Origin of the sequence: Bacillus jepli (assembly GCF_047238305.1) — a bacterium.
In the GTDB taxonomy this organism is placed as follows: domain Bacteria; phylum Bacillota; class Bacilli; order Bacillales; family Bacillaceae_L; genus Ferdinandcohnia.
Genome location: NZ_JBDFMO010000001.1, coordinates 2,105,487 through 2,131,641 on the forward strand (window position 1 = coordinate 2,105,487; position 26,155 = coordinate 2,131,641).

At 37.7% G+C, this 26,155-nt stretch carries 25 protein-coding genes; 15 read left to right on the forward strand and 10 right to left on the reverse strand.

The genetic code is table 11. From position 1 onward, the window contains the following. Window positions 1–5: 5 nt before the first annotated feature. Window positions 6–593 (reverse strand): DUF1836 domain-containing protein, encoded by a 588-nt coding sequence (locus ABC371_RS10595; RefSeq protein WP_412896771.1) that lies wholly within the window; start codon window positions 591–593, stop codon window positions 6–8. A gap of 159 nt (window positions 594–752) precedes the next feature. On the opposite strand from ABC371_RS10595, the gene ABC371_RS10600 reads away from it, so the two are divergent. The 3 genes from ABC371_RS10600 (at window position 753) to ABC371_RS10610 (ending at window position 3,535) form a co-directional block, all read left to right on the forward strand. Next, entirely contained in the window at window positions 753–1,430 is a 678-nt protein-coding gene (locus ABC371_RS10600; RefSeq protein WP_412896772.1) for an SGNH/GDSL hydrolase family protein, read from the forward strand. 325 nt (window positions 1,431–1,755) lie between these two features. After that, window positions 1,756–2,343, forward strand: coding sequence for a peptide deformylase (def, locus tag ABC371_RS10605; protein WP_412896773.1), 588 nt, complete (start codon window positions 1,756–1,758; stop codon window positions 2,341–2,343). Window positions 2,344–2,365: 22 nt separating this feature from the next. Then, window positions 2,366–3,535: a MalY/PatB family protein gene (locus tag ABC371_RS10610; protein ID WP_412896774.1), complete on the forward strand. Its 1,170-nt coding sequence runs from the start codon at window positions 2,366–2,368 to the stop codon at window positions 3,533–3,535. Between the two features lie 295 nt (window positions 3,536–3,830). Here the strand turns inward: ABC371_RS10610 and ABC371_RS10615 are convergent, their stop codons facing one another. Next, window positions 3,831–4,259, reverse strand: a complete 429-nt coding sequence (locus tag ABC371_RS10615; RefSeq protein ID WP_412896775.1) for a DUF4064 domain-containing protein — start codon at window positions 4,257–4,259, stop codon at window positions 3,831–3,833. A 371-nt stretch (window positions 4,260–4,630) separates the two neighbouring features. On the opposite strand from ABC371_RS10615, the gene ABC371_RS10620 reads away from it, so the two are divergent. From ABC371_RS10620 to ABC371_RS10635, 4 genes are all read left to right on the forward strand, one after another. Beyond that, complete coding sequence (locus tag ABC371_RS10620) at window positions 4,631–5,638, forward strand: TAXI family TRAP transporter solute-binding subunit (RefSeq protein WP_412896776.1); 1,008 nt, start codon at window positions 4,631–4,633, stop codon at window positions 5,636–5,638. Window positions 5,639–5,716: 78 nt separating this feature from the next. Then, complete coding sequence (locus tag ABC371_RS10625; RefSeq protein ID WP_412896777.1) at window positions 5,717–7,723, forward strand: TRAP transporter permease; 2,007 nt, start codon at window positions 5,717–5,719, stop codon at window positions 7,721–7,723. 160 nt (window positions 7,724–7,883) lie between these two features. Then, window positions 7,884–9,269: an aspartate aminotransferase family protein gene (locus ABC371_RS10630; RefSeq protein WP_412896778.1), complete on the forward strand. Its 1,386-nt coding sequence runs from the start codon at window positions 7,884–7,886 to the stop codon at window positions 9,267–9,269. Window positions 9,270–9,273: 4 nt separating this feature from the next. Then, window positions 9,274–10,122: a MurR/RpiR family transcriptional regulator gene (locus tag ABC371_RS10635; protein ID WP_412896779.1), complete on the forward strand. Its 849-nt coding sequence runs from the start codon at window positions 9,274–9,276 to the stop codon at window positions 10,120–10,122. Window positions 10,123–10,148: 26 nt separating this feature from the next. On the opposite strand, the gene ABC371_RS10640 is transcribed toward ABC371_RS10635, so the two are convergent. Beyond that, complete coding sequence (locus ABC371_RS10640; protein ID WP_412896780.1) at window positions 10,149–11,156, reverse strand: DUF3231 family protein; 1,008 nt, start codon at window positions 11,154–11,156, stop codon at window positions 10,149–10,151. 86 nt (window positions 11,157–11,242) lie between these two features. Next, window positions 11,243–11,731 carry a hypothetical protein gene (locus tag ABC371_RS10645; RefSeq protein ID WP_412896781.1) on the reverse strand — a complete coding sequence of 163 codons (489 nt, stop codon included), beginning with the start codon at window positions 11,729–11,731 and terminating at the stop codon, window positions 11,243–11,245. 170 nt (window positions 11,732–11,901) lie between these two features. Between ABC371_RS10645 and ABC371_RS10650 the strand changes: the two genes are divergently transcribed. Then, window positions 11,902–12,507, forward strand: coding sequence for an alpha/beta hydrolase (locus ABC371_RS10650; RefSeq protein WP_412896782.1), 606 nt, complete (start codon window positions 11,902–11,904; stop codon window positions 12,505–12,507). A 165-nt stretch (window positions 12,508–12,672) separates the two neighbouring features. Here the strand turns inward: ABC371_RS10650 and ABC371_RS10655 are convergent, their stop codons facing one another. Both ABC371_RS10655 and ABC371_RS10660 read right to left on the reverse strand, forming a co-directional pair. Next, window positions 12,673–12,822, reverse strand: a complete 150-nt coding sequence (locus ABC371_RS10655) for a hypothetical protein (protein ID WP_165439141.1) — start codon at window positions 12,820–12,822, stop codon at window positions 12,673–12,675. Between the two features lie 125 nt (window positions 12,823–12,947). Then, window positions 12,948–13,292 (reverse strand): gamma-type small acid-soluble spore protein, encoded by a 345-nt coding sequence (locus ABC371_RS10660; RefSeq protein WP_412896783.1) that lies wholly within the window; start codon window positions 13,290–13,292, stop codon window positions 12,948–12,950. Window positions 13,293–13,584: 292 nt separating this feature from the next. On the opposite strand from ABC371_RS10660, the gene ABC371_RS10665 reads away from it, so the two are divergent. Then, window positions 13,585–14,298, forward strand: coding sequence for an ASCH domain-containing protein (locus tag ABC371_RS10665; protein WP_412896784.1), 714 nt, complete (start codon window positions 13,585–13,587; stop codon window positions 14,296–14,298). 239 nt (window positions 14,299–14,537) lie between these two features. Continuing rightward, a complete protein-coding gene (locus ABC371_RS10670) occupies window positions 14,538–15,713 on the forward strand; it encodes a D-alanyl-D-alanine carboxypeptidase family protein (RefSeq protein ID WP_412896785.1) in 1,176 nt (391 codons plus the stop codon). Window positions 15,714–15,785: 72 nt separating this feature from the next. Here ABC371_RS10670 and ABC371_RS10675 read toward each other — a convergent pair whose 3' ends face one another. The 4 genes from ABC371_RS10675 to ABC371_RS10690 form a co-directional block, all read right to left on the reverse strand. Next, complete coding sequence (locus ABC371_RS10675) at window positions 15,786–16,187, reverse strand: GtrA family protein (protein WP_412896786.1); 402 nt, start codon at window positions 16,185–16,187, stop codon at window positions 15,786–15,788. Beyond that, complete coding sequence (locus ABC371_RS10680; protein ID WP_412896787.1) at window positions 16,156–17,187, reverse strand: glycosyltransferase family 2 protein; 1,032 nt, start codon at window positions 17,185–17,187, stop codon at window positions 16,156–16,158. Before ABC371_RS10680 ends, ABC371_RS10675 begins: the two co-directional genes overlap by 32 nt. Before the next feature lie 21 nt (window positions 17,188–17,208). Then, window positions 17,209–18,861 carry a DUF6044 family protein gene (locus ABC371_RS10685; protein ID WP_412899326.1) on the reverse strand — a complete coding sequence of 551 codons (1,653 nt, stop codon included), beginning with the start codon at window positions 18,859–18,861 and terminating at the stop codon, window positions 17,209–17,211. 147 nt (window positions 18,862–19,008) lie between these two features. Further along, window positions 19,009–20,373 carry a S8 family peptidase gene (locus ABC371_RS10690; protein WP_412896788.1) on the reverse strand — a complete coding sequence of 455 codons (1,365 nt, stop codon included), beginning with the start codon at window positions 20,371–20,373 and terminating at the stop codon, window positions 19,009–19,011. Window positions 20,374–20,555: 182 nt separating this feature from the next. On the opposite strand from ABC371_RS10690, the gene ABC371_RS10695 reads away from it, so the two are divergent. The 5 genes from ABC371_RS10695 to ABC371_RS10715 all read left to right on the forward strand — a co-directional run bounded on the left by ABC371_RS10695 (window position 20,556) and on the right by ABC371_RS10715 (window position 26,144). Further along, entirely contained in the window at window positions 20,556–22,040 is a 1,485-nt protein-coding gene (locus ABC371_RS10695) for a spore germination protein (RefSeq protein WP_412896789.1), read from the forward strand. A gap of 24 nt (window positions 22,041–22,064) precedes the next feature. Further along, window positions 22,065–23,153 carry a GerAB/ArcD/ProY family transporter gene (locus tag ABC371_RS10700; protein WP_412896790.1) on the forward strand — a complete coding sequence of 363 codons (1,089 nt, stop codon included), beginning with the start codon at window positions 22,065–22,067 and terminating at the stop codon, window positions 23,151–23,153. Continuing rightward, complete coding sequence (locus ABC371_RS10705) at window positions 23,150–24,232, forward strand: Ger(x)C family spore germination protein (RefSeq protein WP_412896791.1); 1,083 nt, start codon at window positions 23,150–23,152, stop codon at window positions 24,230–24,232. The genes ABC371_RS10700 and ABC371_RS10705 overlap by 4 nt, the downstream gene beginning before the upstream one ends. A gap of 102 nt (window positions 24,233–24,334) precedes the next feature. Beyond that, on the forward strand, window positions 24,335–25,099 hold the full coding sequence (locus tag ABC371_RS10710) for a (S)-benzoin forming benzil reductase (protein WP_412896792.1): 765 nt from the start codon (window positions 24,335–24,337) through the stop codon (window positions 25,097–25,099). 94 nt (window positions 25,100–25,193) lie between these two features. Then, window positions 25,194–26,144, forward strand: a complete 951-nt coding sequence (locus ABC371_RS10715; RefSeq protein WP_412896793.1) for a Gfo/Idh/MocA family protein — start codon at window positions 25,194–25,196, stop codon at window positions 26,142–26,144. Window positions 26,145–26,155: the final 11 nt, after the last annotated feature.

The following is a 26,155-nucleotide window of genomic DNA, read 5'->3' on the forward strand; positions in this document are numbered from 1 at the left end:
GTGAGTCAATCACTTTTCTTTTTTTCGCCCTGTTCACTTATTAACTCATCTACCAACGTTTCTGCAGCACGACGGTAAAATTGACTAGCTGTAATAAAGGATAATATCAAAAGCACTTTTTTCAATTGTTGATCTGTAGTAGAGCCCATCTCTTCTGCTACATCCTTCATTTTGGTCTCAATGTCCCTTTTGAACTCATTCCCATTTTTACCAAAAAGGGCAAGATAACTTTTATAAAAATCCTCAAGGTTAAACTCTTCATCATCCATGACCCGTTGATTCACTGGATCAAGAGTCGCTCTTATATCATTGATTGATATTCCACTTTTAAGTTGATAGATCAAGCTTAGTAAAATCAGATGATCCCTTGAATATTTCTTATTTTTAATTGGAATCAGCAATTTTCCTTTTGCGTAATTATTGATCATGGTTTTCGTGAGAATTTTTTCGTCCTCATTTCTTTTCGACGTGGTAAACGTATTTTCAAAGAGTTGGATGACTTGATCCATATATAAATCAATCTGTGGAATATCTTCTAAAAAGATATTTTTATCGATTTCTAACACTTTGAGTAAATCCTTCTCAATCTCCACTTAAACAACCTCATTTTCCATTAATCTGTTATTTAGTTTACCTTATAACCACCAAGAAGTAAATCTTGACTATATGATATAATGCGTATATGATTATAAGTAGTATTGAAAACCATGTAAAGTGGTAACGCGAAAAAATAATGATAAGCGGGGATATAAATGAAAATTGTATGCTTTGGTGATAGTTTAACAAGAGGTGTTTCCTTTGTGAAAGGTCGCATGCGAATTTTAAAAGACAATTATCCAGCGTTTTTACAGCAATTTGCTTCTGATCATTTTACGGTTATGAATAAAGGTGTTTTTAATGATAACTCTGATTTATTATTGTCACGTGTTGAGAAAGATGTGATAGCCGAACATCCGGATTTCGTGATTATAAATATTGGGGGTAATGACTGCAATTTTAAATGGGATGAAGTAGCTAAAAAACCCGAAGCAGAGCATCAACCCATTGTCCCGATTGAACGATATATAGAAAATCTAAAACAATTGATTCATAAAATCCAAGATTCGAATAGTACACCTATTTTGATGACATTGCCACCACTTGACCCTGTACGTTATTACAAGCTACTTGCTAAAACGTATGGGAGCTCCATTAGTCATTGGATCAGCCTTCAAGGAGGAATTGAGCACTGGCATGGCCTTTATAATCGAAGCATTAATAGCTTAGCTGAGCAATTAAATGTGCTAAAGATTGATGTACGTTCAGCTATGAAACATACAGGGGACTTACATGATTTTATAAGTGATGATGGCATTCATTTGACAGGTGAAGGCTATAAAACAATCAGTAATGAAGTCTTTAATTCATTATTAAAAAACGCAACGATTTAAAATGCCTCCAGTACCGGAGGCATTTTTTCTTTTTCACGTAGAATACATCGCGTGTATTGTGAAAACACTGTATATCAATGGACATAAACGTAAGAGAAAGCTAAGATTAACTATATTGAGTGGGGTCTTTAACCCCCACTCAATATAGTTAAAGCCTCCGGCGGATGCCACAGATTTTCAAAGGAAACTTTTCGAGCATAAGATCAAAGACTAAGAACGCCACGTCCTGTGGCAACGTCTTTGTGACCCACCTCGTGTAGGCCTAAAAAATCTGGGCGAAAATACGCCAAGGCGCATTTGATTACATGAAAAAGAGAAAAGGTAGATGAAAAGAATGTACTATAAATCTGATTATATAATTACGATGAAGGATATTGTTCGTGAGGGACAGCCGATTTTAGCACAAAAAACGGAAGAGGTTCCTGTGCCATTATCTGAAGAAGACAAAGAATCCTTGATTAGCATGATGAATTATTTGAAAAATAGTCAAGACCCTGAGCTTGCAAAAAAATACGGTTTACGACCAGGAGTTGGTTTATCAGCAAACCAAGTCGGTTTGGATAAGCGCATGTTTGTCACTTATTTTACAGACTTTGATGATACATTATATGAGTATCATATCGTCAATCCGAAAATTATCAGCCATTCTGTATCGATGACGTATTTGCCTGAAGGAGAAGGATGCCTTTCCGTTGATCGTCCAGTAGAAGGCTATGTACCAAGATATGAAAAAATTAAAATAAAAGCATTCGATATCAATGGGCAAGAGATTTCTCTTCGATTAAAAGGATATGCGTCCATCGTATTTCAACATGAAATGGACCATTTGAACGGAATCATGTTTTACGATCATATCAACAAAGAGAATCCATTTAAGTTACCAGAAAATGTGGCAATAAAAAGCTTATATTAAAAATAAATGGAGGGGTTTGGCTTTGAAGTATAATTTTGATGAATCGATTAATCGATTACAGACGAACTCAGTGAAATGGGATGAGGTAGAAAACTTGTTTGGAGACAAAGAAATCCTTCCGATGTGGGTGGCTGATATGGATTTCAAATCACCACAGCCGGTCATTGACGCTTTAAAAAAGAGAGCAGATCACGGAATTTACGGGTATACAACAAGACCTGACTCCTATTATGAAGCAACAGTGGGGTGGATGAAGCGTCGCCATAATTGGACGATAGAAAAGGAGTGGATTAGCTTTACACCTGGTGTCGTACCAGCACTTGGTATCATTGTCCAAAACTTTACAAATCCAGGAGATAAGATAATCATTCAACAACCCGTCTATTATCCCTTTATGAGTGTAATTGAAAAGAATGGTCGAGAAATTGTCAATAATCCGTTACGACTTGAAAATGGACGTTATTACATGGATTTTGAGGACCTTGAGAAAAAGATTGATCCATCTGTAAAAATGATTATTATTTCAAATCCACACAATCCTGTCGGCCGAGTTTGGGAGAAGGATGAACTCACAAAACTAGGAGAAATTTGTTTGAAGCACAATATACTGGTTGTTTCAGATGAAATTCACTTTGACCTTGTATATGAAGGAAATGTACATACCCCATTCGCATCCATATCTGAGGAGTTTGCCGGGCATTCGATAACATGCACTGCACCAAGCAAAACCTTTAATCTTGCAGGCTTGCAAACATCCAATCTGATTATTCCGAACCAAGACCTTCGTGAAAGCTTTCATAAAGCTCTCGAAGATCGTTTTATCGGCATGACCAACACATTTGGGGTACCTGCCTTAATCGCTGCATACGAGGAAGGAGAAGAATGGCTTGATCAGCTCCTTGTTTATTTAAAAGGGAATCTTGATTTTCTAAATGAGTATATCAAGTCGAACATCCCAGAGGTAAAAGTAATTGAGCCAGATGCAACATACCTTGTGTGGCTTGATTGCCGTGCGCTTGGATTGGATGCAAAAAAACTAGAAGAAGTCATCCAAAAACAAGGAAAAGTCGCATTTGATGAAGGGTATATTTTTGGAAAAGAAGGAGAAGGCTTCACCAGAATCAACATTGCCTGCCCACGGGCGTTGTTGGAAGAAGGCTTAAAAAGGTTTAGTCAGGCACTTAAAAAATAGATCATATAAAAAGCTTGAAGGCGCGAAACCTTCAAGCTTTTAACTTTATTCAGCATACATCATCTTCTTTCTTAGTAAGAAATGTATGTTTAAGGTATTTAATTTGTGTAGTAGTTCAAATCTCGGCTGAATAAAGTTAAAGCCTCCGGCGGATGCCACGATTTTTCAAAGGAATTTTTTCGAGCAGTAAGATTAAAGACTAAAACCGCCACATCCTGTGGCAACGTCTTTATGACCCACTTCCTTTGGGCCTAAAAATCGGGCGCAAATACGCCAAGGCGTATTTGATTCTTTGTTAATATTCCGGATTAAATGTTTCTTTTTGCTTTCGGACGAGACATAGGATACCTGCAACTAAGTAAAGGATACTTGAGATAATCGAGATAAGCACTGTTGCGAGTGCACTAAGCACAGCTACGATAATTAAAATAATCCCAGCTGCCTTTGGATGTTTATCACCTTTTAAAAGTACGAGTGATACAATTCCAAGAATAATAGCAAGAATCCCAACGATGATAAAATACCAGCCTCCTGCTGCAATCAAATCAGTCATGAATCCCATATCGACTCCTTCAAGCGCTGGGTCTGTAGCAGCCATGTTCTCCATTTCCTGCGTAAATGCATTATCGTCACTAAGACCTAAAAACATAAATCCAAATAAACTAATTAATGCAAAAAAACAAGCTCCAATAATCGTTAACACAATTTCCCCTGTACGTTTCATAAGATGGTTTCCTCCTCGTAAAAAATGTTTCTTTTTGATTGTACTATAGAGTGTTTAGTATGCAATCCTTTTTTCCTAAACCTCTCCAAAAATGGAATTACCCTATTTACGAAAAGAATCGATAAAAGGTTTCAAAAAAGACGTGAAAAATAGTAAATGTATTGTAATATCATCCCATAGGATGTTAAAGGGATGATTTCAAAGGTGTTAAGAGAATATTAAAAAAATTTTGCAAATCGCAATCAATTTGTGTTAACCTAGAAATATAGGTGTTGAATTGGAAACTATACCATTTTAACCCAAAATAGTAGTTTGGTAGTAACCTCATTCTTGAGGGTCTACATAAAAAAAGAATAATAGGGGGAATGCAAATGCTAAAGAAGTACTCATTTCTTACTTTGCTATTAGCATTGGTTTTAGTCATTGCAGCTTGTAGCAGTGATAACACGAATGGTGAGGACAAGGATGAAGGCGGAGAAGGTAGCGAAAAATCCGGTACAGTGGATCTTCTCATGGGTACGGGTAGCCAAGGTGGTACCTATTTCCCACTTGGTGCAGAAATGGCGAATGTTTGGAACAAGAATATTGAAAACGTTAACGTAACATCAACAGAGTCCGGTGCGTCTGTAGAGAACCTAGCGAAAATCTCAAATGGTGAATTTGACCTTGGTATGACTGTTAATCTACCAGCATATGATGCACTTAATGGCGAAGGTGATTTCGAGGGTAAGAAGGTTGAGAACTTCGCCTTTATCGGACATATTTATCCAGAGGTTCTTCAAATTATTACACGTGAAAGTACTGGTGTAGAAACAATCGCTGACCTTAAAGGAAAGCGAATTGCAATTGGACCTCCAGGAAGTGGAACACAAGCAGCAACGAAGGCTGTTTTAGCAGCTTACGGTATAAATGATGGGGATTATGAGGCGTATCAAGAAGGATTTGGCGATGCAAAGTCAAAGCTTCAGGATGGCACAATTGATGCTTCATTCGGATTATTAGGATTACCAGATGCGGGAATAGATGAACTTCAAGCATCAGTAGGAGATGTAAAGTTCTTAGAGGTAACTGGTGATGAGCTAAAAACGGTTGAAGAAACCAGTGGTTATTCTGGCTACACAATCAAAGCGGGCTCATATGAATGGTTAAAAGAGGATGCCAATGTTGTATCCGCATTTGCTGTTCTAGTTGCAAACACAGATACAGTGGACGATGAACTAGCATACCAACTTGCAAAGGTTATGATTGAAAAAGCAAGTGAAAATACACATGCTCAAGCAGCACATATGACAAAAGAAAATGCGCTTAGCGGAGTAGGGGATTTACCAATCCATCCAGGCGCAGAAAAGTATTATAAGGAAATCGGAATACTAGATTAATAACCTTAGAAGAAGGGGCTTGACACAATGTGTTTTGCCCTTTTTTTAACAATAGTTTATGACCAGGTGGTGAGAGTAATGAAATGGTGGAAGAAAAAGGAGATGAGAGATTCAAATACGCTTACTCAACAGGATGAAAACCTAACGACAGAGGAGATTCTTGAAAAATACGACCGGGAAAGCACGTACCGCCGAAATCTAGGAAAGTGGAAGTGGGTCGTTCTCATTTTGGCAGTTGGTCTTACAATCTTTCATTTATTCACAGGTTATCGTGGTGCGTTCGAGGCACGTATTCAAGGACCGATTCATTTAGGAACGGCGCTTGGCTTAATCTTCTTATTGTATCCTATTAAAAAAGGGCTTCATCGTAAACAAAAGGGAATACCTTGGTATGATGTAGTCTTAGCGATTATTTCATTAGGTGTCGGTTATTATAATGTCATATTTTATGAGGAGCTTGTAACGGAGCGAATTGTCTTTGGGTATACGACGCCAGACTTCATCGTAGCAACATTAGGGGTTTTACTTGTTCTTGAAGCAGCTAGAAGATGTGTTGGACTCCCAATTGTCATTGTTTCAAGTGTGGCGATCCTTTATGCGTTGTATGGAAACTTGATTCCCACAAAATTATTTGCGCACCGTGGCTTTTCTTGGAATACATTAGTTACCGATTTGTATTTAACAACGAAAGGAATTTATAGTACTCCAATCCAAGTGTCCTCAACTTTTATCTTTTTATTCTTATTTTTTGGAGTAATGTTAATCCGAACAGGTGTCGGGCAATTTTTCAATGACATTGCCTTTGCCCTTACAGGCAGGTTTACGGGTGGTCAAGCAAAAGCAGCGGTCGTAGCAAGTGCCTTGCAAGGAATGGTTTCAGGTAGCTCAGTAGCCAATACGGTGGGTTCTGGTTCTTTTACCATTCCGATGATGAAAAAAGCGGGGTATAAGCCAGAGTTTGCAGCTGCAGCTGAAGCTTCCGCATCAACAGGTGGTCAAATTATGCCACCTATCATGGGGGCAGCCGCATTTATCATGGCTTCTTATACAAATATCCCGTATAGCCAAATCATGATTATTGCTATCATTCCAGCACTCCTCTATTTTTTAGGTGTATTCTTGGGAGTTCACTTTGAATCGAAAAAGATTGGAATTGTTGGGTCTCCAAAGGATACCTTGCCGAAAGCAAAGAATTTAATGCTTGAGCGAGGGTACTTATTGTTGCCGCTCATCGTTATTTTTTATACGTTGCTAACCGGAAAAACTCCAATGCGTGCAGCTTTACTTGCCATATTAGTTTCATTCTTAGTAAGTCTTATCAGGAAAGATACAAGAATGTCTTTAAAAAGCATGATTGGAGCACTTGAGGAAGGTGCAAGAGTTGCATTGCCAGTAATTGCAGCCTGTGCATCAGCCGGAATTATTGTGGGAGTCGTTGTTCAAACAGGTCTTGGTGGCCGTATTGCAGATGGAATCATTGCATTAGGTGGAGGTAGCCTCATTCTTACGTTGTTCTTTACCATGATTGCTTGCTTAATTCTTGGTATGGGTCTTCCTACAACTGCAAACTATGTTGTTACAGCAACAATGGCAGCACCGGCATTAATACTTGGATTAGACGTTCCGGTACTCGCTGCTCATATGTTTGTGTTCTATTTTGGAATTGTAGCAGACATTACTCCACCAGTTTGTCTAGCGGCCTATGCTGGTGCAGGTTTAGCGAGGGCAAATCCATTTGCGACGGGCGTTACGGCAACAAAGCTAGCAACTGCTGCATATATAATTCCATTTATCTTTGTAATCAACCCGCAAATGCTTTTAATAGACTATGAAATTCCCTTCTTAACCATATCGGTGATAACGGCGATCATTGGCATGATTGGAATTAGTACAGCTATGATAGGTTTCTTCATAAGAAGAACTTTTATTTGGGAGCGAATTATTCTATTCGCAGCGGGGCTTTCACTTGTTTCACCGAGTATTTATTTCGGAGCTGCAGGTGTAGTTGCTTTATTGGCCATTTTATTTATCCAATCACGACGTCCAAAAGAAAATATTCAATCTCCAACGATTTCACTAAGCTAAGGCTCAGCCACCCTTTTGAAAGGGTGGTTTTTTACTGTTTTTGTAGAATGAAAAATGAATTCGAGAAATCTATTTACTTCCACGCTTATCCTACTTTATAATGAAATAAATATTTCAAAAATTATAAAATGAAACGATAATTTCAAAGGGGTGTTTTCGAATGACATTATTTCATTCTGACCAAGGACTTATTTCAGAAAAAACAAGTAGGTCAGCACACTATTTTTTGAATGCGAAATCCGTCATTCCTGGAGGAGTTTCTGCGAACATTAAATACTTTTCACCACATCCAATTTTTATGGAAAAAGGAAATGGGAGCCGTTTAGTTGATATAGATGGAAATGAATATATTGATTATTTATTATGCTATGGTGCGCTTCTTCTTGGTCATGGCCACCCAGAAATTACGTCTGCTGTAAATAATCAATTTGCCACTGCAGGCACTGCCGTATTTGGTGCGCCTCATTTGTTGGAAATAGAAATGGCAAATAAACTTATTGATTATTTTCCAGGTATTGAGATGGTCCGCTATACCAATTCAGGCCTAGAGGCAACTTTACTAGCGATTCGGATTGCACAAGCGTTTACAGGCAAAACGACTCTCGCAAAATTTGAAGGTCATTATCATGGAGGCTATAATGAAGTTTTGTTAAGCGTAAATCCAACAATCGCTGAGGCTGGTCATGAGAAGAGACCAAACTCTGTACCTGAGTCGAAAGGAATATCAGAGCGCTATGTCGAAAATACAGTTATTCTCCCATTTAACGATTTAGAATCAACAGAACAGTTATTAAAAACATATAAGGATGAAGTTGCAGCTGTGATCATTGAACCAGTCCAAGGTGGATTTATTCCTGCTGAACAGAGTTTTATGGATGGGCTTCGGAAACTAACAAAGGATCTTGGTATACTTTTAATTTTTGATGAGGTTAAGACCGGATTTCGTTTAACCCTTGGAGGTGCACAATCCATTTACGGGATAAAACCTGATCTTACAGCACTGGGGAAAGTATTGGGTGGCGGTTTTCCAATTGGAGCAGTTGGTGGACTTCGAGATATTATGGAGATCATGGATCCTTCTAATGGAGGAGATATATTATCAGCAGGTGGAAAGGCTTCACAGAAAGAAGATGTGTTATTTCATAGTGGAACCTACAACGGTCATCCAATTGTCTTAGCAGCAGGATTAGCAACCATCAAAGTTCTCGAAGGCGCTAATGTGTACCCTGAATTAATACAAAAGACGGATTATCTTCGTTCTAGCCTTGAAAAACTTTACAATTCATATGGGATTCCTATGCAGACTGTTGGAATGGGAAGTATTTTTAATATCGTGCATGCCAATCATCCGATTCGAAATTACCGTGATTTAATCAAGGCAGATATGGATTTTCGTAAAAAACTGGATAATGAGCTTTTAAAGCTTGGAATCTATACAAAACCACTTAATCGCTACTCAATGTCTATCGTGCATTCAGAAGAAGATCTGAATGAAACCATCAGTAAGCATGAAAAAGCGATTAGGAAAGTGAAAGGAATCGAGTAAATAGATGCAAGAGGTATACCAAAACATCACCAATAAATTAACTGATATGAGTAAATCACAACGCAAAATTGCAACGTATGTATTGGGACATACAGACTCAGTTCCATTTTTTACAGTTGGACAGCTTGCGAAAATGGCAGGTGTTAGTGAAGCAACTGTTGTTCGTTTTTCTACATTTCTTGGGTATAGTGGCTATCCGGAATGGCAAAAAGAGATGCAGGATTCCGTGAAAAGGCAGCTTACCACAGTGGAAAGGTTAAAAATCTCCGATGATATTTATGATTCAGAGGATAAAGCTGTTTACGAAATGTTTCAGGAGGAAGTAAGCCGAATTCAAAAGATGGCAGACCAATTCGATATAACAGCCTTCCGTCAGGCTGTTCAAGCCATTATTGATGCAAAACGAATTTTTATTGTTGCGAATCGAAGTGCAGTTTCACTTGGTTCCTTTTTAGAGTTTTATTTGGACCTATTGTTTGAAAATACGGAGTTAATTAGAAACCCGAATGGAATTTCTGAAAAGTTATTTCGAATAACAAACGAGGATACGGTTATCGGACTAAGCTTTGCAAGGTATACGAAAAATACAATTGATGCAGTGTCTTTCGCAAAAGATCGCGGGGCAAATGTCATTGCCATTACAGATACGGTACTTTCCCCCTTGATTCCCTATGCCGATATTGCCCTTTGCTCACCAAGTGAAATGCCATCCTATATAGATTCGTTTGTTGCTCCGTTAAGTTTAGTGAATGCTTTATTAACAGAAGTGGGGCGAAAGAAGCGGGGAGAAATTGAAAAACATCTTACTGATTTAGAGGATGTATGGGATCGATTTCAAATTTTCCATAAATAAACGACGTGCCTCAAGTGGTACGTCGCTTATTTATGAGTGTTCCTTAATTTATTTCGATCAAGGTTCGAAGGAGGTTCCTGCATCCATCCTCGTTCAACCAACATTTTAAAGCCTTTTGCGGCATATAAGAAAATCTCACCTATTGTTTTTGTATAGAAAGCAACTAAATCAGTCCTCATCGATAATGCCTGGGCATGACCAATAAGAGTAATATCGATACTGTTTAGAGCATGGAAGAGCGTCAGAATAAGCTTATTGGAAAACGGAGAAACGGTCGAATCCGTTACCTCCATAGGGATAGAGGTTGTACTCATGAGATTTTCATGTTTAAATAAGTCATTAATAAAGGAGATTTGCTTCTCGGAAATAGTCCTTCCGTCTTTAATAAATTCCAAGATTTCCTTGTCTTGGATCACCTGTTGAAATCCCATACAAAGGACAATCGCGAAGTAATTCCGTTCAATATTAAAAAACATATCAGTGATTTCAACGACATTTAAAGGTCTTTTTTCTCCAATTAGCTTGGTTAAATAGGTAGTCTTTTCCACATACTCAATTTCAGAAGGATAGACTACCATTGGGGGTCGGTCATACATTCCTTTTTCAAGCATTAACTGTGTGGCCTCATTATATTGCTTTAATGCATCAGATAGGCAATTTGAAAAAAATGATCGCACATCGTCTCTAGCAATATTGGATGTAATGAAACTAAAATTAATCATGTTCATACGACTCATAGCATAAACAAATGTGAGAGCAAAAGGATCGTAAAACAATGGTGGGGCAGACAGGTTCAAATCTTCATCACCAAATGCATCAGGTATTGGGATTTTCTCTTGTAGAAAAATTTCTTTTATTTGTTTCATTTGCCCATTATAGATGTTACCAGACTGTTTCAAAATAGTTTTAATTTCTTCATCACGTAAATGATGAAGAAAATATTTAATTAAACAAACGGTCATACTACCCTGTATAAAGGTTGTCCATAATCCACCAATTTCGGCACTAGATAAGCGAACATTATGCTTGTCCACGAGGCCACCTCCCCCAATATTATCTATGGGTAGTATAGGTTAAATATCGGATTCTATACTTTTGCTTGAAGACACACTAAATCAATCTATCCTTCCATTGAGCGATACAATTTATCTAATTCCTCATTAATTATTTTCATTTCTTCATAAGCTTCATCCGTCTTCTTTGGGTCACCCGTCGAAATCCCTTCAAGCTGCATGTTCATGGCTTCCATGTATTTTTCAATTGAGGCTTGAACATGGCTCCTAAGTTCATATAAATTTTCATTAGTTGGTTGTTCATCAAGCTCAATTAAGTTGTAAATATACATGGCCTCTTCGTTAGCGATTTGCATCATTTCAATGGCCGCTTCAAGTTCATCATCTTTTTTCATTTCATCCAAAAGCATATCTAGTTCTTCATTAAGTTGGTTAAATTTTTGCACATGACTTTCTAGGCTATCTAATAATGCCAGGTCCTTCTGAGAGAGATTTTGATCAAGGGTGCTGTACAGTTCTGACGCTGTCTTTGAATTGGAAGTACATCCTATTAAAAATGTTAGTAAAATAAATAGAAGAATGATTTTTCGACTCATACTTTCCCTCCTAAAAACGTATATAAAAGGATATGAGACTTGTCCAAGTTATATGACAATTGACAAATGGATTCGAGTATATTATCTTGAATTTAAGATACTTTAAATTAGTCTAATAATTGAAATTCAGTAGGAAATACTAAAATGAACATTTTTTGGAGGGAATTATAATGAAGCATATATTCCAAGAAGGTAAAGATAAATCCAAACCAACCCTACTCTTGTTACATGGAACAGGGGGAACTGAATCTGATTTATTGCCGTTGGCGCCACATATTGATAAAGATGCGTCTGTATTAAGTGTCCGTGGAAACGTATCTGAAAATGGCATGCCCCGCTTTTTCCGTCGCTTAGCCGAAGGTGTTTTTGATATAGAGGATCTTATTTTCCGAACAAGAGAATTAAATGAATTTCTTGATGAAGCTGCAACAAAGTATTCATTCGATCGAAATAACATAGTAGCTATCGGATATTCAAATGGAGCTAATATTGCGGGAAGCTTATTGTTTCATTACAAGGATGCATTAAAAGGTGCGATCCTTCATCATCCGATGGTGCCAAGACGAGACATTGAATTACCAGACCAATCAGGTACACCAGTATTCATCGCAGCCGGTAAAAATGACCCAATCTGTCCTGCACAAGAAACAGTTGATCTTCAAAATCTATTACAAGCCGCCAATGCGGATGTAGAAGTTCACTGGGAAAATCATGGGCATATGTTAACCGGAACAGAGGTTGCAGCAGCAGCTGAATGGTATAAAAAGCATTTCTAAGGGCTAATTGTGCTTTAATTTAGTCGAAATGCGCGTTATTTTTGGGAATTGCGCTTTAGCAAACGAGAATTGCGCGTGATTTTTAGGAATTGCGTTTTATTTTTAATAATTGCGCGATAGCATCATTCACATAAAAAAGGTCAAGGTGAAACCTTGACCTCACATCTATTTCTTTTTCTTCTTTTGAACATTTTGTTTTTCTGCTTCTACTTCTGTATAGGATGCAAATTCAACAAGTTCTTCGCTGATTCTGTTCCCTTTTTTGACATTATTATTTCGCTGCGCATTTGCATTTCCACGCTTCGTTCTACCCAAATCGTTCATCTCCATTCTTAACTTTTCATTTTGTAGTATGAGTAATTTAGAACCTTTTATGTGGTGTCGAGACAATTCCTTAAAAACACCTCCACGTGGTGTGGAGGTGTTATAGTAAAGGGTTCCTAGCGATTTTTGTTAGATTGTGATTGCTGGTTCTGTTTTCGAACCTCAGCTACATCAGTTTCGCTAGCAAATTCGGTACTGAAAGAGGAACCAGTTGAAGTGAACTGTTGTTGCCCAACAGATTGTTGGAGCTGTTGTGCGGTCTGCTCTATCTGATTTAATTGTTGAGCAGCATTCAATTCACGTCCTGCAAATCCAGGGGCTGCCTGTTGTGCTTGTGGTGAGCTTTGTTGGAATTGTTGAGCGTTCATTTGCTCTGTTTGGGCTAATTGCTTAGCCGTTTGTTTAATTTGATTTAAAGCAGATTGAGCCTGTGCTGGAATTTGCTGATTGTTGTTTTGCATGTGGAACCTCCCAGACGAATTTTTTGGATCGTCAAAAGGCCTTCACCTTTCAAAAATCCTTTCTTAACTTGTGTAGAAACGACCGTTCTCATGTGTTGAAAAAAATACAATATGTGTGACTTTTTTCATTTTATGAGAACAGGATGTAGGGGTATAATCTAAAGCGTATACATTAAACCAACTTTTTATAAAATCATTTTAATAAGTACAATCATGGAGCTTACCAAGTTTTTGGGTTGTTTCTTTCAAACCTTCCATTATATAATTCAAATAGTGGGAAGAGGTGATTTGAATGAAACGAATCGATTTTTGGGGTCGAGATGAATACGATGAAAGACTTCTTGAAGAGGTCCTTCGAGGTGTGAAAACAGTCACCTGTACTCCAAAAGTTTGGTATGATCAATTACCAAACGAGGAAAAGAGTGAAATAGGCGATATCATCCAGGTGTTTACAAAGCGAAATGAGCATAAAGCAAACCTCAAAATTACCGATTTTTATGAAATTCGATTTGGTGAAATTCAAGGTAAATTGGGAGAACGTATTGCAAAAGGTGAAAATTCCACTTTGGATGAATTTATCGAGGATCATATTTTTAGTTGGGAGAAGCCTTTAAAAATTGATGGATACGAGCTTAACGAAGATACCATCATTGTGGTGGAACACTTCCAGGTTACAGACATTTTTACAGATGTTACAATAGACTTACACCTTGTCCCGATGACCGAGGCAGAAGGATATAAGATCATCAATTGGACTGATTTTGAATTGTTTAGAAAGTCCACTGATTACTTTTATTCCGTCTATAAAGAAAAGGATTTTGTTGCGTTTGTTCGGTTTCGCCAAAATGATACAAACACCTACATGTATTACAAAGTAAATCCTAATTTTGAAGGACAGTTAGATGAAAAGGAACTCATAAAGAAAGCAGAAAAGTTTGCTCAAAAAGCACTTTTGGCAACAAATATCATCCATGAATGGAGTTCCATTTACACATACCATAAATAATTGAAAAATAGACGTCTGGTTAAAATCGTACCAACGTCTTTTCTATGTCTAGATCTTCTTTCAAGGTTCTGACTTGGGCGCCGAACTGTGGCGCTCCCGTCAGAAAATCAATTTGACATACGAATACCTGTAATTGTAAAATCGTGTGGGACATGTAGACAAGTACCTTGTCCCACAAATGAGAAAAATCATAGATGAAACACGGGAGTAAGGATCTTTGTCTCAAGGGGAGAAGAGAAATGAAACAGTTTTATTTTGTTTTAGTTCTAGTATTTCTAATGACTTCTCTTTCACCTTTTCAAGTTCATGCAGAAGGTGCTACGGATGTTGGAGCACCTGCGATTAAGAGTGATGCAGTCATTTTAATAGATGCAAATACTGGTTCAATTTTATATGAGAAAAATAGTCGTACCCAAATGTATCCTGCAAGTTTAACGAAAATGGCAACCGCTATCTATGCGATTGAAAAAGGAAATTTAGATGATATTGTATCTGTCAGTGCAAACGCCTATGAAACGGATGGTACACGTGTATACCTTGAAGAAGGGGAGCAGGTCACATTAAAACATCTTATTCAAGGCTTATTAATCAATTCTGGAAATGATGCCGGGGTTGCCATCGCAGAACATCTTAATGGGAGCATAGAGTCCTTTGCAGAGTCACTCAATCAATATTTAAAAGAAGAAATTGGCGTCGAACAAACTCATTTTACGAACCCACACGGTCTCTTTGATGAAAATCACTACACAACCGCATATGACCTTGCTTTAATTACGAAATATGCGCTAAAGAATCCCGTTTTCCGTGAGATTTTTGGAACAAAAGAATTAGCATGGGACGGAGAATCATGGGATACCACCCTTTTTAGCCATCATTTATTGCTTAGAGGAGAAATTCCCTATGAAGGAATTACAGGTGGAAAAACTGGGTTTGTACAAGAATCGCGATACACCCTTTCAACATCAGCAGAACAAGGTGATTTATCTTTGATTGCGATTGTGTTAAAGGCAGAACGGGATAAATATGCATATGAGGATACAGTGGCACTTTTAGACTATGGATTTGAAAACTTTGAGGTAGCAGAGGTGGCTTCAAGCGAGAAGTTTTTCGGTGAGCAGAATGAAAGTTACCATCTCAATAAACCACTTCCATACACACAAAAGAAAAATGAAGACGTTCAACTGGCAATGAATGACCAAGGAGTGCTTCAGGTCCTTGGGGAAGATGGTCGACAACTTGCGGCGAAGCAACTTAAAATGGATATGCCAAAGGAAGCAATGGGCACTCGTGCTGACATTGATCCGGCTAACCTTTCTAAAAAGAACCATTTACCGGCAATCCTAATGGTCATATTTTTATGCGTGGGTGTTGTCTTCCTGCAGAAAACCATTAAAAACATGAAAAAAAGCACTTAACCAAAGTGCTTTTTTTACTATCAAAAGCCTACAAGGGGTTCCTATTTTGGACTTCCCAAAGTCAAAGTGCTTTTAGGATGAAAATACAATATATTTCTGCCCAAGATAGTTCAAAATTGTATAAAGGCATGTCCCCAGTAAAACAGCCATCTCGTTTGGATATTGCACAAAAATGAATCCTGAAACGAACTTACTCATCGAAAATGAAAGAAAATAGCAGCTTAATATTACTAAAACAAACAGTGGAATACTTTTACCATACATTGCTTTGCTACCAAAAGTGAATCGTCTGTTCAATATATAGCTGATTCCGGCTCCAAGCGAATTGCCAACAAAGGTCGCAAGCCAATAGGAAAAACCGACTATATGTAGCAATAATAATATACTTGAGAGTCCAACAAGCGTATTTATGACTCCGACAAGCAAAAAACGAACAAAGGTATTAGTTGGTTTCAGAAAGTGGGTTGTAATCAATCAAGAGTTCACCCTCTTCCGGAGAAAGAGGCTCTTCTTCAGGAACCGCAAGATTGTACGTATCAATATCAATAACAAATTTCGGTCGTCGCTTCGTCTCCTTATAGATTTTTCCGATATATTCTCCAATAAAACCTAAAGCAATCAACTGTAGTCCACCAATTAACCAAATTGACGTAATCAGTGAAGTCCAACCTGTTTGGGTTTGGTCACTAAATTTTAAATAAATGAAGTATCCACCAAAGAAAAGGCTGACAAAAAAAGAGAGCAATCCAATCAAGGAAATAAAGCGAATCGGTGTAACGCTAAAGGATGTAATGCCATCGAGGGCAAACGAGAGCATTTTCCGTAATGGGTATTTCGTTTCCCCTGCCATTCGTTCCTTTCGATCGTAAAAAACAGACGTTGACTGAAAGCCAACAAGAGGTACAACCCCACGTAAAAAAAGATTGCTCTCATCGAATTGTTCAAGTACTTCAACGGCTCGTTTACTCATTAACCGGTAATCGGCATGGTTATAAACAAGGTTCACACCCATGAATTGCATTAGCTTATAGAAACCTTGTGCCGTATGTTTTTTGAAAAAGGTGTCTGTCTTGCGCTCTTTTCGAACACCATAAACAATTTCATAACCTTCAGTATACCGATTCAGAAACTCGCGAATGACTGTGATATCATCTTGCAAATCGGCATCTATCGAAACAAGACAATCTGATTGCCGTTTTGCAGCAAACAGGCCAGCTAGTAATGCATTTTGGTGTCCGACATTTCGTGCTAGTTTAAGCCCTTTCATCTTATTGTCTTCTAGACCTTTTTTATAAATAATGGACCATGTTTGATCCTTGCTACCATCATCGACAAACAAGAGTCTACTTTTTTCTGAAACAAGTTTGTCTGTTATAAGCTCATCTAAAAGGGTTCGAAGCTGCTTCATCGTTTCGGGAAGAACTTCTTCTTCATTGTAGCAAGGAACAACGATGGTAAGTGCTGGTGCATTCATGATGAATCCCCCTTATAGTTTTTATTGAGCAATCGACACTCGATATAAATAAATCCTCCATGCAGATTCTGGTGAATCGAAGGTTTGCTCAAGTTCAAGATGATTTTTTGAAGCATTTTTGATGGGCAAGGATGAAAAAATATACCTGCCTCCCATGTCGTAAAATGCTTTCATATTGAGTTCCATTTTCTTTATTTCCTTTTTTGAGGTCTTTTTGAACATATAGTGTTTTCCGAGTTCATCCAAAAAGAGATAACAGCGTCCGCCCCATTCATCGAAATATTGACGTAATTTTTTATCCTTTACTAACTCTTTCGCGATAATTTCTCGAAATTGATGTTTATAGGAAAGAGGATAAAAATTATTGTAAGTGTCAAGGGTGTAAAACCCGTTAAATTGAGCGATGGCAGGATGGAGGCCGATGCTTGCAACTCGGTAATCGTCTTGTGGCATTCCTATGTAGGTTTTGATATCCTCAAATTGTTTTTCTGCAAAGAATTGCTGAAAGGTGGGCTTCTTTTTATAGACAATTTCTTCATTAAAAGAGGCCACAACTGCTAATTGGGCAACCAAGAATAATATGCTTGCTCCCTTCCAATTCGGTTTGTACTCCCACAAGATTTTTAACGATAGGGCAAATAAAATGTAGATCACCATTGGTCTAAGAAAATGGTATCTTGCAAAATTAAATGTGTTTAGAAAATGAAACCGTTCCGTTAAAGGAATCCAGCCTTTGTAAAACCAAAATGCATACCAAATCGACAAGACAGCATTTAAAAGATGTAAGAAAAGAAAAACTTTCTCCTGTTTCCAGCTTTTCTTTAACAACACAATATTCAATGCGAGCAGGGTGACTGGCAAAATGATTAAGCCATGAACACTCATTACATGAGTATGACCTAGGACGTAATTTTTTAAGGAAAGTCGTAGCGCACGAAGGAATGATAAGCGAGCATGAAAGTATTCATCACGACTGTTTGGATCGTCCACAAAAAGAAAGGAGTACACTAATCGGTATTCAACCACCATGAAAATCAAGGTAAAATAGATGAGTGCCCATAAAAAACGAAGATTCCATCCCTTCCCACGCATACAATCAACAATCCAAAGAATACCCATCGCACTTATAAAAAAGAAAAAACCAAGGACGATGCTTGCATAGAAAGGGAGTAAGGTCAATGTTAACCAGTTTACCCATGATTTCTCCCCAGCACGAATATTCAGCAGTGCCCAAAGTGCCAAAGGCATCCCAAGGGTACTTAGCATTCCGGATGGCCAAAAAGGGGTCAGTGCAAAGGCTAATGAAACCCCTATACGAATCCATGACCATTCATTTTTTGATAAAAAATATTTTTTTAATAACAAGTACATCCCGATAAATGCAAAAATTCTGGTGAAAAATTGGCTTAGCCCATAGGCAACCATTGGTGGAAAAACGAGATGTAACCAAACAATCCCGCTAAATTCGGTTCCAAATGCCCCTCTTTGAAGCTGCCCATTGATAATTTGGGGGATGTTCGCATCAACTGGTCCAAGGATTTGATTGCTTTGGGCTAGAACTCGATACCAGGCAAGATTTGAATCTAAATTGTCATGGACTCGTAAATGAGCATTCTCTCCAAGAATAAAATATGGAGATACAAAAATGACAATGAGTAAAAGTGCAGCGATGATGAGACGATACTCACTTCGTTGTAGAGTTCCAGTATTAGACAATTTCCTTCCTCCAATATAAACGTTGCCAATTTCTTTTTTTATCCTTTCCTAAATCATCTGGAATATGAATGAAAAAAGAAAAAGTGGGGGTTACCCACTTTTAGATTACGCTCCTTGTTTTGCTTGTTGGAGGGCTTGGACAATATCAATCAGTCCTTCGCCAAAGTAAATATCTTTCCCGGCTTTCCCGAGATCCAAGCTGGTACCTTTGATCATATCCATTATTTCTTTATTTGAAAGATTTGGGTTGATTGATCGCATTAAAGCCGCAAGAGCCGCCACATGTGGGGCTGCCATTGATGTACCTGATAATGCAGCATATTGCTCATCAATATAGGTGCTCGGGATCGTTACACCGGGTGCAGTCACATCAATATAATCCCCATAATTCGAAAACTCGGCTTTATCTCCGTTTAAGTCAACGGCAGCCACACTTAATACTTCTGGATATGCTGATGGATAACTTGGCTGACTTGAATTGTCATTTCCTGATGCCGCTACCATGACTACGTCGTGTTTGTATGCATAATCAACCGCTTGTTTTAATAGCTTTGAGCCCTGGTAGTTGCCGAGGCTAAGGTTGATGACATCTGCCCCATGGTCAGTTGCCCAAATGATGCCTCTGGCAATATCGAAGGTGGACCCATATCCATCAGAGCCCATTACTTTAACTGGCATGATGGGGTTAAACCATGTGATTCCAGCTGTTCCTTGATGATTGTTTGTTTGGGAAGCAATAATACCAGCAACATGTGTACCATGCCCATTGTCATCATCTGGAACATTGTTGTCTTTAAGAACGTTATAACCATCTGTGATCCGATTTACAAGGTCAGGATGATCCAAGTCTACTCCAGTATCAACAATTGCAATTTTTACCTTATCCGATCCTTGCGAAATGCCCCAGCCGTTCTCCGAATCAATCATTCGTAAATTCCATTGAAAATCATTGTACAAAAGGTCATTTGGGTGCTCCTGGTTTTGCATCATAATATAATTTGGCTCTGCAAATTCAACGTTTTTGTTTTTTTCGAAATACGAAATCATTTCACCCGTTTTCAGGTTATTTGATTCAAAAATGTAAGACGAATCGAGTTTTCGTAATAGCTTTCCATCGATATCTTTTTCAATTTGTTTAATTTCTGCTTGTGTTAGATGGTTTTTAAAATCAACAATAACCTGATGGTGATGGTAATGGCTTTTATCCTTACCATTATGATCAATCACATCAATTTCTTTATGGTTGTCTAAGTGTTTTTGAACATTATTATAGAGTTGAATCGAGTCGACATTCATAATTTGCGGTGACGTATCAATCGTTCCATTATTTAAGGGTACAGAACTGTTAGGGGTAGAAAACGATTTCGGGCTTTCTTTATCCCCATTATTAAAGTATGAAAAAGAAACAAATATCGTTAGTCCGATTGTGATGGCCAATGCCACAATCGCAATTCTTTTTTTATTCCACATTTTCTTCACCTCAAACCCACTTTTTCTTATTATCTTGCGGGACATACAGTTTCATGCCTCAATTTCATTCCAATAAATTCAAAGTAAATAGAAGTTCTATGCATAAATTCCATACATTTCAAGGAATAACTAACAGAAGGGAAGTGGTAAAGAGACAATGTGGAAGTTAGAAGGAGATTATTATGGCAAATTGGTTTAAAAAAGAACATAAAAAACCTCGATTAACGGAGGAGATCTATCAAACGTTCCGAAAATCATCGGACTTTATTTGTCACTTTAATAACCAAGCCATTCGCCCTTTTTGGGTTTGTTATCAGCGTAATATTATTGATACACAAACCCTCAATGAACAGATTTTACCTTACTTGCTCTATACAAAAATCTATTCAATTCAAAACCTTAAAGGAGTTCTTCCGAATAAGGAGATTGTCATTACAAACAAGGTTAAAGAAATAGAAAATAAAATTTTGCAAGGCAGTATCATGATTCAATTTCACAAGCATGACGGCTATTGTGCTCTTATTGATGCAGTTAAATTTGAAAAAAGATCGGTTAGTACACCTGAAGTGGAATTTAGTGTCAATGGTCCGAAAGAGGCTTTTGTCGAATCACTAGATACCAATTTGAATTTAATACGAAAACGATTGCCCGTACCTGAATTGCGTGTGAAAGAAATAACTGTTGGGAAATTATCAAGGACGAAGGTGGCCGTACTTTATATAGAAGACATTGTGGAAAAAGAGAATGTACAAACTATTTTACAGCGACTTAATGATATCGAGTTTGATTCGATTAATGATACTTCTTTTATTACGGAAATCATTGTTGATAATACGAACTCTCCATTTCCATTAATGCTTGAAACGGAGCGTCCTGACCGTACTGCATCTGTACTAGTGGAGGGGAAAGTAGTAGTGCTTTCAGAGGGGTCGCCTCAAGCTATTATCGCCCCGACTACCCTTGTTGAGTTTTTTTCATCGTTTGAAGATTATTTCATGAATTGGTACATTGCTACCTTTGTTCGGTTACTTCGACTTTTTTCAGTCATCTTTTCTATATTAATCACACCGATTTATGTTGCTGTTCTTACTTATCATCATGAATTAATCCCACGAGATTTACTAGCAACTCTGGTTATCTCAAGACGTGAGGTCCCATTGCCACCGATTTTAGAGGCATTGTTTTTAGAAATTGTTATTGAGCTATTACGTGAGGCTGGGGCAAGGTTACCCGCAAAGGTTGGTCAAACGATCGGTATCGTGGGTGGTATTGTAATTGGAACGGCATCTGTAGAAGCTGGACTTACGAGTAATGTGTTGTTGATTATGGTAGCACTTGCAGCATTAGCTTCATTTACAACACCTGTTTATACAATGGGTAATACAATCAGGTTAATCCGGTTTCCGTTTCTTCTTTTAGCACAGCTATGGGGCTTATTAGGAATAGTGATGTGTTTCTGCTTTCTATTGACACATTTAATTCGATTAACTTCCTTAGGGCGACCATTTTTAGAACCCATTTACCCATTACGGATTAGGGATTTAAAGGATGCATTTGTACGGATGCCATTTTCACAGCTTGCAAAGCGTCCAACTTATGTTCGTCCAGGAGACACTATCCGTTTTAACGAAAAGAAAGCGGAGAAGAAAAAGGATATTGACGAGTAGCCGAAAATCCAAGGAGTTGCAACTATGGAAAGGGTCAAAGAATCGTTTTTAGTATCTCCTTTTTTTGTATTTTTCTTAATTCATTCCATGCAGGTTGGGGTAGGAATACTGGGTTTCCAACGAATTATTGCAAAAACAGCAGGGTATGATAGTTGGATCGCCATTATTCTAGCAGGAGCAGCAGTACACGTTATTGTATGGATGATGTATAAAATATTAAATGATTCAAAAGGGGACATAATCGAAGTTCATAAAGAGGTTTTCGGTAAATGGGTTGGAGGCTTTTTTAGCCTATTATTTGTCATTTATCTTATGGCAGTAGCAATGACTGTTTTACGCACTTATATTGAGGTTGTACAAGTATGGATGTTTCCAGAGTTAAATGCCTGGGTCTTTAGTTTATTTGCTTTGATCCTTACGTACTATATTATTTTAGGTGGATTTAGAGCAGTAACCGGAATTAGCTTTTTTAGCATTGTCCTACCGGTCTATATTCTTCTATTAGTTTTTTTTCCTTTAGAATTTGCACATGTACGAAACTTACTACCCATCTTGAATCATTCTTTTATAGAAATTGCCAAAGGAACAAAGGACATGACCTTGAGTATCATAGGATTTGAAACATTGTTAATCTTTTATCCATTTATAAAAAACCCTAAAAGTTCTCAGAAATGGGCCCATCTTGGTGTCTTAGCTACGACAGTTTTATATTTAACTACGATGATTACAGCCATTCTTTTCTATAGTTCTGGCCAGCTCGATAAACATATTTGGGCTACGTTATCCATGTTTAAAACAATTGTGATGCCTTTTGTGGAGAGGTTTGAATATGTTGGAGTAGCATCATGGTTTTTTATCATCCTTCCTAATATTTGTCTCACAATCTGGGGTGCAAGCAGAAGTATTAAAAAAGTATTTTCGGTTCAACAACGAAAGGTGATTCTTTTCATTTTACCTGTTGTTTGGGTGATTAGCAGTTTTTTTAAAACACGTCAACAAATAGATATGCTTAACGAATACATGTCAAATTTTGGTTTCTATTATGTATTTGTTTATATTCCTATCCTTTTTGTGCTCACACTTGTCATTCGTAAAGTGAGGGAGAATAAATGAAAAAGATTCTTATTGGAATCGTGTTAACTGCTTTTACAGTCATTACGATTGTATACGGTAGGGTATCAGAAGAAATCATTGATGAGGTTAATGTCGTTTCAGCTGTTGGGTTTGATCGTGCTGAAGGACAAAAAATTAGAGGTACAGCTGCAATCCCTGTTTTTCTTGCAGATAAAAGTATCGACAATGCCAGTTTTTCCGACGTATCAGTCTTGGCAAAAGAAATTATAAATGTATTACAAAAACAATCAGCTGATCCACTGGTAACGGGAGGTCTACGAGTGGCTCTGTATGAAGATGAGTTAGCGAAAAACGGGATTTTACGGTATATTGATGCGCTTCAACGTGATGCAAGTGTTGGTGCGAGAGTGTATTTAGGAATTGTTGAGGGGAAAACAAAGGACGTATTAGAAAAAAAGTTAGGAAACAGGGGAACAGGGGAATATCTTGCCACAATTTTAGAACATAATATCCAAAAACAAGATGTGCCAAAGTCTGATTTACATACCTTTTTATATTTGCATTATATGGAAGGGATGGATCCCTATCTCCCCATTTTGAAATTAATTGGAGATAAGATGGAAATCACAGGGTTAGCTTTGTTTCAAAATGGAACGATGGTATCAAAAATTAATGAAGAAGATTTGTTCTTTTTTAAAGCGATGGTAGAAAACTACGGTGAGGGGTCTTATACATTGCGATTAAAGGATACGGATGAGTATGCGTCCGTCAAGCGAATCAAAACGAAAAGGAAAATAAAGGTAGAGGAAGTGCATGGGTCTCCAAAAGTAAACATTACAATTAAGTTTGAAGGAATATTAAGTGAGTTTTCAGGAAATAAAGTAACCCCTGAAATCACCAAACAGATTATCACTCAACTCGAAACCATCATTAAGGAAAAATCTGAAGAAATGCTAAACCATTTTCAAGAAAAAAATATTGACCCAGTAGGGATTGGGTATATAGCTAGACATTCAGTTCGTGGTTTAAACTTTGAAAAATGGCAGCTGGAATATCCGAATATCGAAATAGCCGTTCATGCTAAGGTAAAACTCATTGAGACGGGAATAACTGAATAACAACATAAAGTTCAATTTTCTTGCTTTTTTCCCCTCAACAAGTGTTCAATAGGGTATGATATACTTTTTGTAAGTGGTGGAAAAGATAAAAGTCTATTGGGAGTGTCTTATTTGAAATATTTTATTGTTACAGGTACATCTAGAGGATTGGGAGAATCCATTGTAAAACAAATTATGGACAAGAATCATACCTTATTTTGTATCTCAAGAAAACAAAACAATGAATTAAAAGAATTGGCGTTTGAAAAAGGTATTAATCTATATTACTTTTCTTGTGACCTCCATAAAACGGAAGAAATTGAAAAAGTGATGGAACGAATTTTTTCATCTATTGATTTTTCAAACGCAGAAGGAATCTACTTAGTTAACAATGCTGGAACGATTGATCCAATTAAGCCGATTGGAAAGGCGAGTCCAAGAGAACTAACGGAAAGTATTCATGTCAATCTCTTGGCTCCAATGATAGTAAGTTCCTATTTTATTAAACATACAGCAACATTTGCGACTAAAAAGGTGATTGTGAATATTTCATCAGGTGCTGCTAACCGTGCAAGACACGGATGGACTGCCTATTCTTCATCTAAAGCAGGAATTGATATGTTTACAAAATCAGTTGGTTTTGAGCAGGAAGTCGCTGAGCACCCAGTAACCATGATTTCCTTTTCACCTGGTGTCATGGATACGGAAATGCAAGAAGTCATTAGAAAAACAAAGAAAGAGGATTTCACAGAGGTCGAGCAATTTATTGAATTCAATGAAAAGGGCATGCTAAGATCGCCTGATTTTGTTGCTGAGGTAATCCTTGACCTAATTCTCAATCAAGCGTTAATAAATGGTCATGTCTATGATATAAAATCATTTGTATAAAACGAAAGCCCCTTTAAGAGGGGTTATTTTTATGTGCGTTTCATAGACGATTCAAAGGGGCGGAATTATAATGGAGAAAGAGGGGAGAGATAAAATGGAACAAGTAAGAGTAGGAGTAATCGGTCTTGGGGCCATCGGAGAAAGACTTATCCAAGGCTTTAACGCCAATAAGCATACAACCGTTCAAGCAGTCGTTGATACCGATAACGAACGTGCCGTAAGGATGGCAGACAAGCTTGGTGGGATTAACTGGTACGATAATCACAAGAAAATGCTAGAAGAAGAGGAGTTGGATCTAGTTTATGTAGCTGTTCCACCAAAATATCATCATGCTGTTACGATGGATGTCGTTGAAAATGGGATTCATGTGTTATGTGAAAAACCGCTCGCGAATTCGGTCGAAGAGGCTAAGGAAATGTTCGAAAAAGCTGAGCAAGCTGGAATCATTCATGCTATGAATTTCCCGCTTAACTATAGTAGTCCAGCAAATACTTTTGATCAGATGATTAAAGAAGGATACATAGGACAATTACGTAAACTTGAACTTTCGATGAATTTCCCTCATTGGCCACGTCTCTGGCAGCAGAATGATTGGGTGGCTGGCCGTGAACAAGGTGGTTTTGTTTTGGAGGTAGGGGTTCATTTTATTCAATTAACCCAACGCGTTTTTGGTTCCATTACGCATTTAAATAGCCGCTTGGAATTACCTAAAGACACGACCAGATGTGAAACTGGCGTTATTGCCTCATTAGCATTAGAAAATGGAACACCATTTCTAATCAATGGTATGAGTCAGATTGCCGGAACAGAGCGAATTGCCTACACAGCTTATGGTACTGAGGGGACCCTTTCACTAATTGATTGGGGTAACCTAGAAGGTGGTAAGCTAGGTGAGGAGATCCATTCGATTGAAAATGAAAAGGAAGAGACCTCAACACTTATAGACCATCTCGTTGCTGCAATTGCGGGGAAAGAAAGTCACCTATATACATTTAAGGATGGGTATGAGGCACAGATTATTTTAGAAAAACTTCGAGATAAATAAAAATGAAAAGC

Bases quoted from the DNA above. Each gene is read 5' to 3' on its own strand.
- ABC371_RS10670 (WP_412896785.1), top strand. From the start codon at position 14,538: ATGAAACAGTTTTATTTTGTTTTAGTTCTAGTATTTCTAATGACTTCT.
- ABC371_RS10615 (WP_412896775.1), bottom strand. From the start codon at position 4,259: ATGAAACGTACAGGGGAAATTGTGTTAACGATTATTGGAGCTTGTTTT.
- ABC371_RS10620 (WP_412896776.1), top strand. From the start codon at position 4,631: ATGCTAAAGAAGTACTCATTTCTTACTTTGCTATTAGCATTGGTTTTA.
- ABC371_RS10630 (WP_412896778.1), top strand. From the start codon at position 7,884: ATGACATTATTTCATTCTGACCAAGGACTTATTTCAGAAAAAACAAGT.
- ABC371_RS10600 (WP_412896772.1), top strand. From the start codon at position 753: ATGAAAATTGTATGCTTTGGTGATAGTTTAACAAGAGGTGTTTCCTTT.
- ABC371_RS10635 (WP_412896779.1), top strand. From the start codon at position 9,274: ATGCAAGAGGTATACCAAAACATCACCAATAAATTAACTGATATGAGT.
- ABC371_RS10665 (WP_412896784.1), top strand. From the start codon at position 13,585: ATGAAACGAATCGATTTTTGGGGTCGAGATGAATACGATGAAAGACTT.
- def (WP_412896773.1), top strand. From the start codon at position 1,756: ATGAAAAGAATGTACTATAAATCTGATTATATAATTACGATGAAGGAT.
- ABC371_RS10680 (WP_412896787.1), bottom strand. From the start codon at position 17,187: ATGAATGCACCAGCACTTACCATCGTTGTTCCTTGCTACAATGAAGAA.
- ABC371_RS10660 (WP_412896783.1), bottom strand. From the start codon at position 13,292: ATGCAAAACAACAATCAGCAAATTCCAGCACAGGCTCAATCTGCTTTA.
- ABC371_RS10700 (WP_412896790.1), top strand. From the start codon at position 22,065: ATGGAAAGGGTCAAAGAATCGTTTTTAGTATCTCCTTTTTTTGTATTT.
- ABC371_RS10695 (WP_412896789.1), top strand. From the start codon at position 20,556: ATGGCAAATTGGTTTAAAAAAGAACATAAAAAACCTCGATTAACGGAG.
- ABC371_RS10650 (WP_412896782.1), top strand. From the start codon at position 11,902: ATGAAGCATATATTCCAAGAAGGTAAAGATAAATCCAAACCAACCCTA.
- ABC371_RS10625 (WP_412896777.1), top strand. From the start codon at position 5,717: ATGAAATGGTGGAAGAAAAAGGAGATGAGAGATTCAAATACGCTTACT.
- ABC371_RS10715 (WP_412896793.1), top strand. From the start codon at position 25,194: ATGGAACAAGTAAGAGTAGGAGTAATCGGTCTTGGGGCCATCGGAGAA.
- ABC371_RS10690 (WP_412896788.1), bottom strand. From the start codon at position 20,373: ATGTGGAATAAAAAAAGAATTGCGATTGTGGCATTGGCCATCACAATC.
- ABC371_RS10705 (WP_412896791.1), top strand. From the start codon at position 23,150: ATGAAAAAGATTCTTATTGGAATCGTGTTAACTGCTTTTACAGTCATT.
- ABC371_RS10645 (WP_412896781.1), bottom strand. From the start codon at position 11,731: ATGAGTCGAAAAATCATTCTTCTATTTATTTTACTAACATTTTTAATA.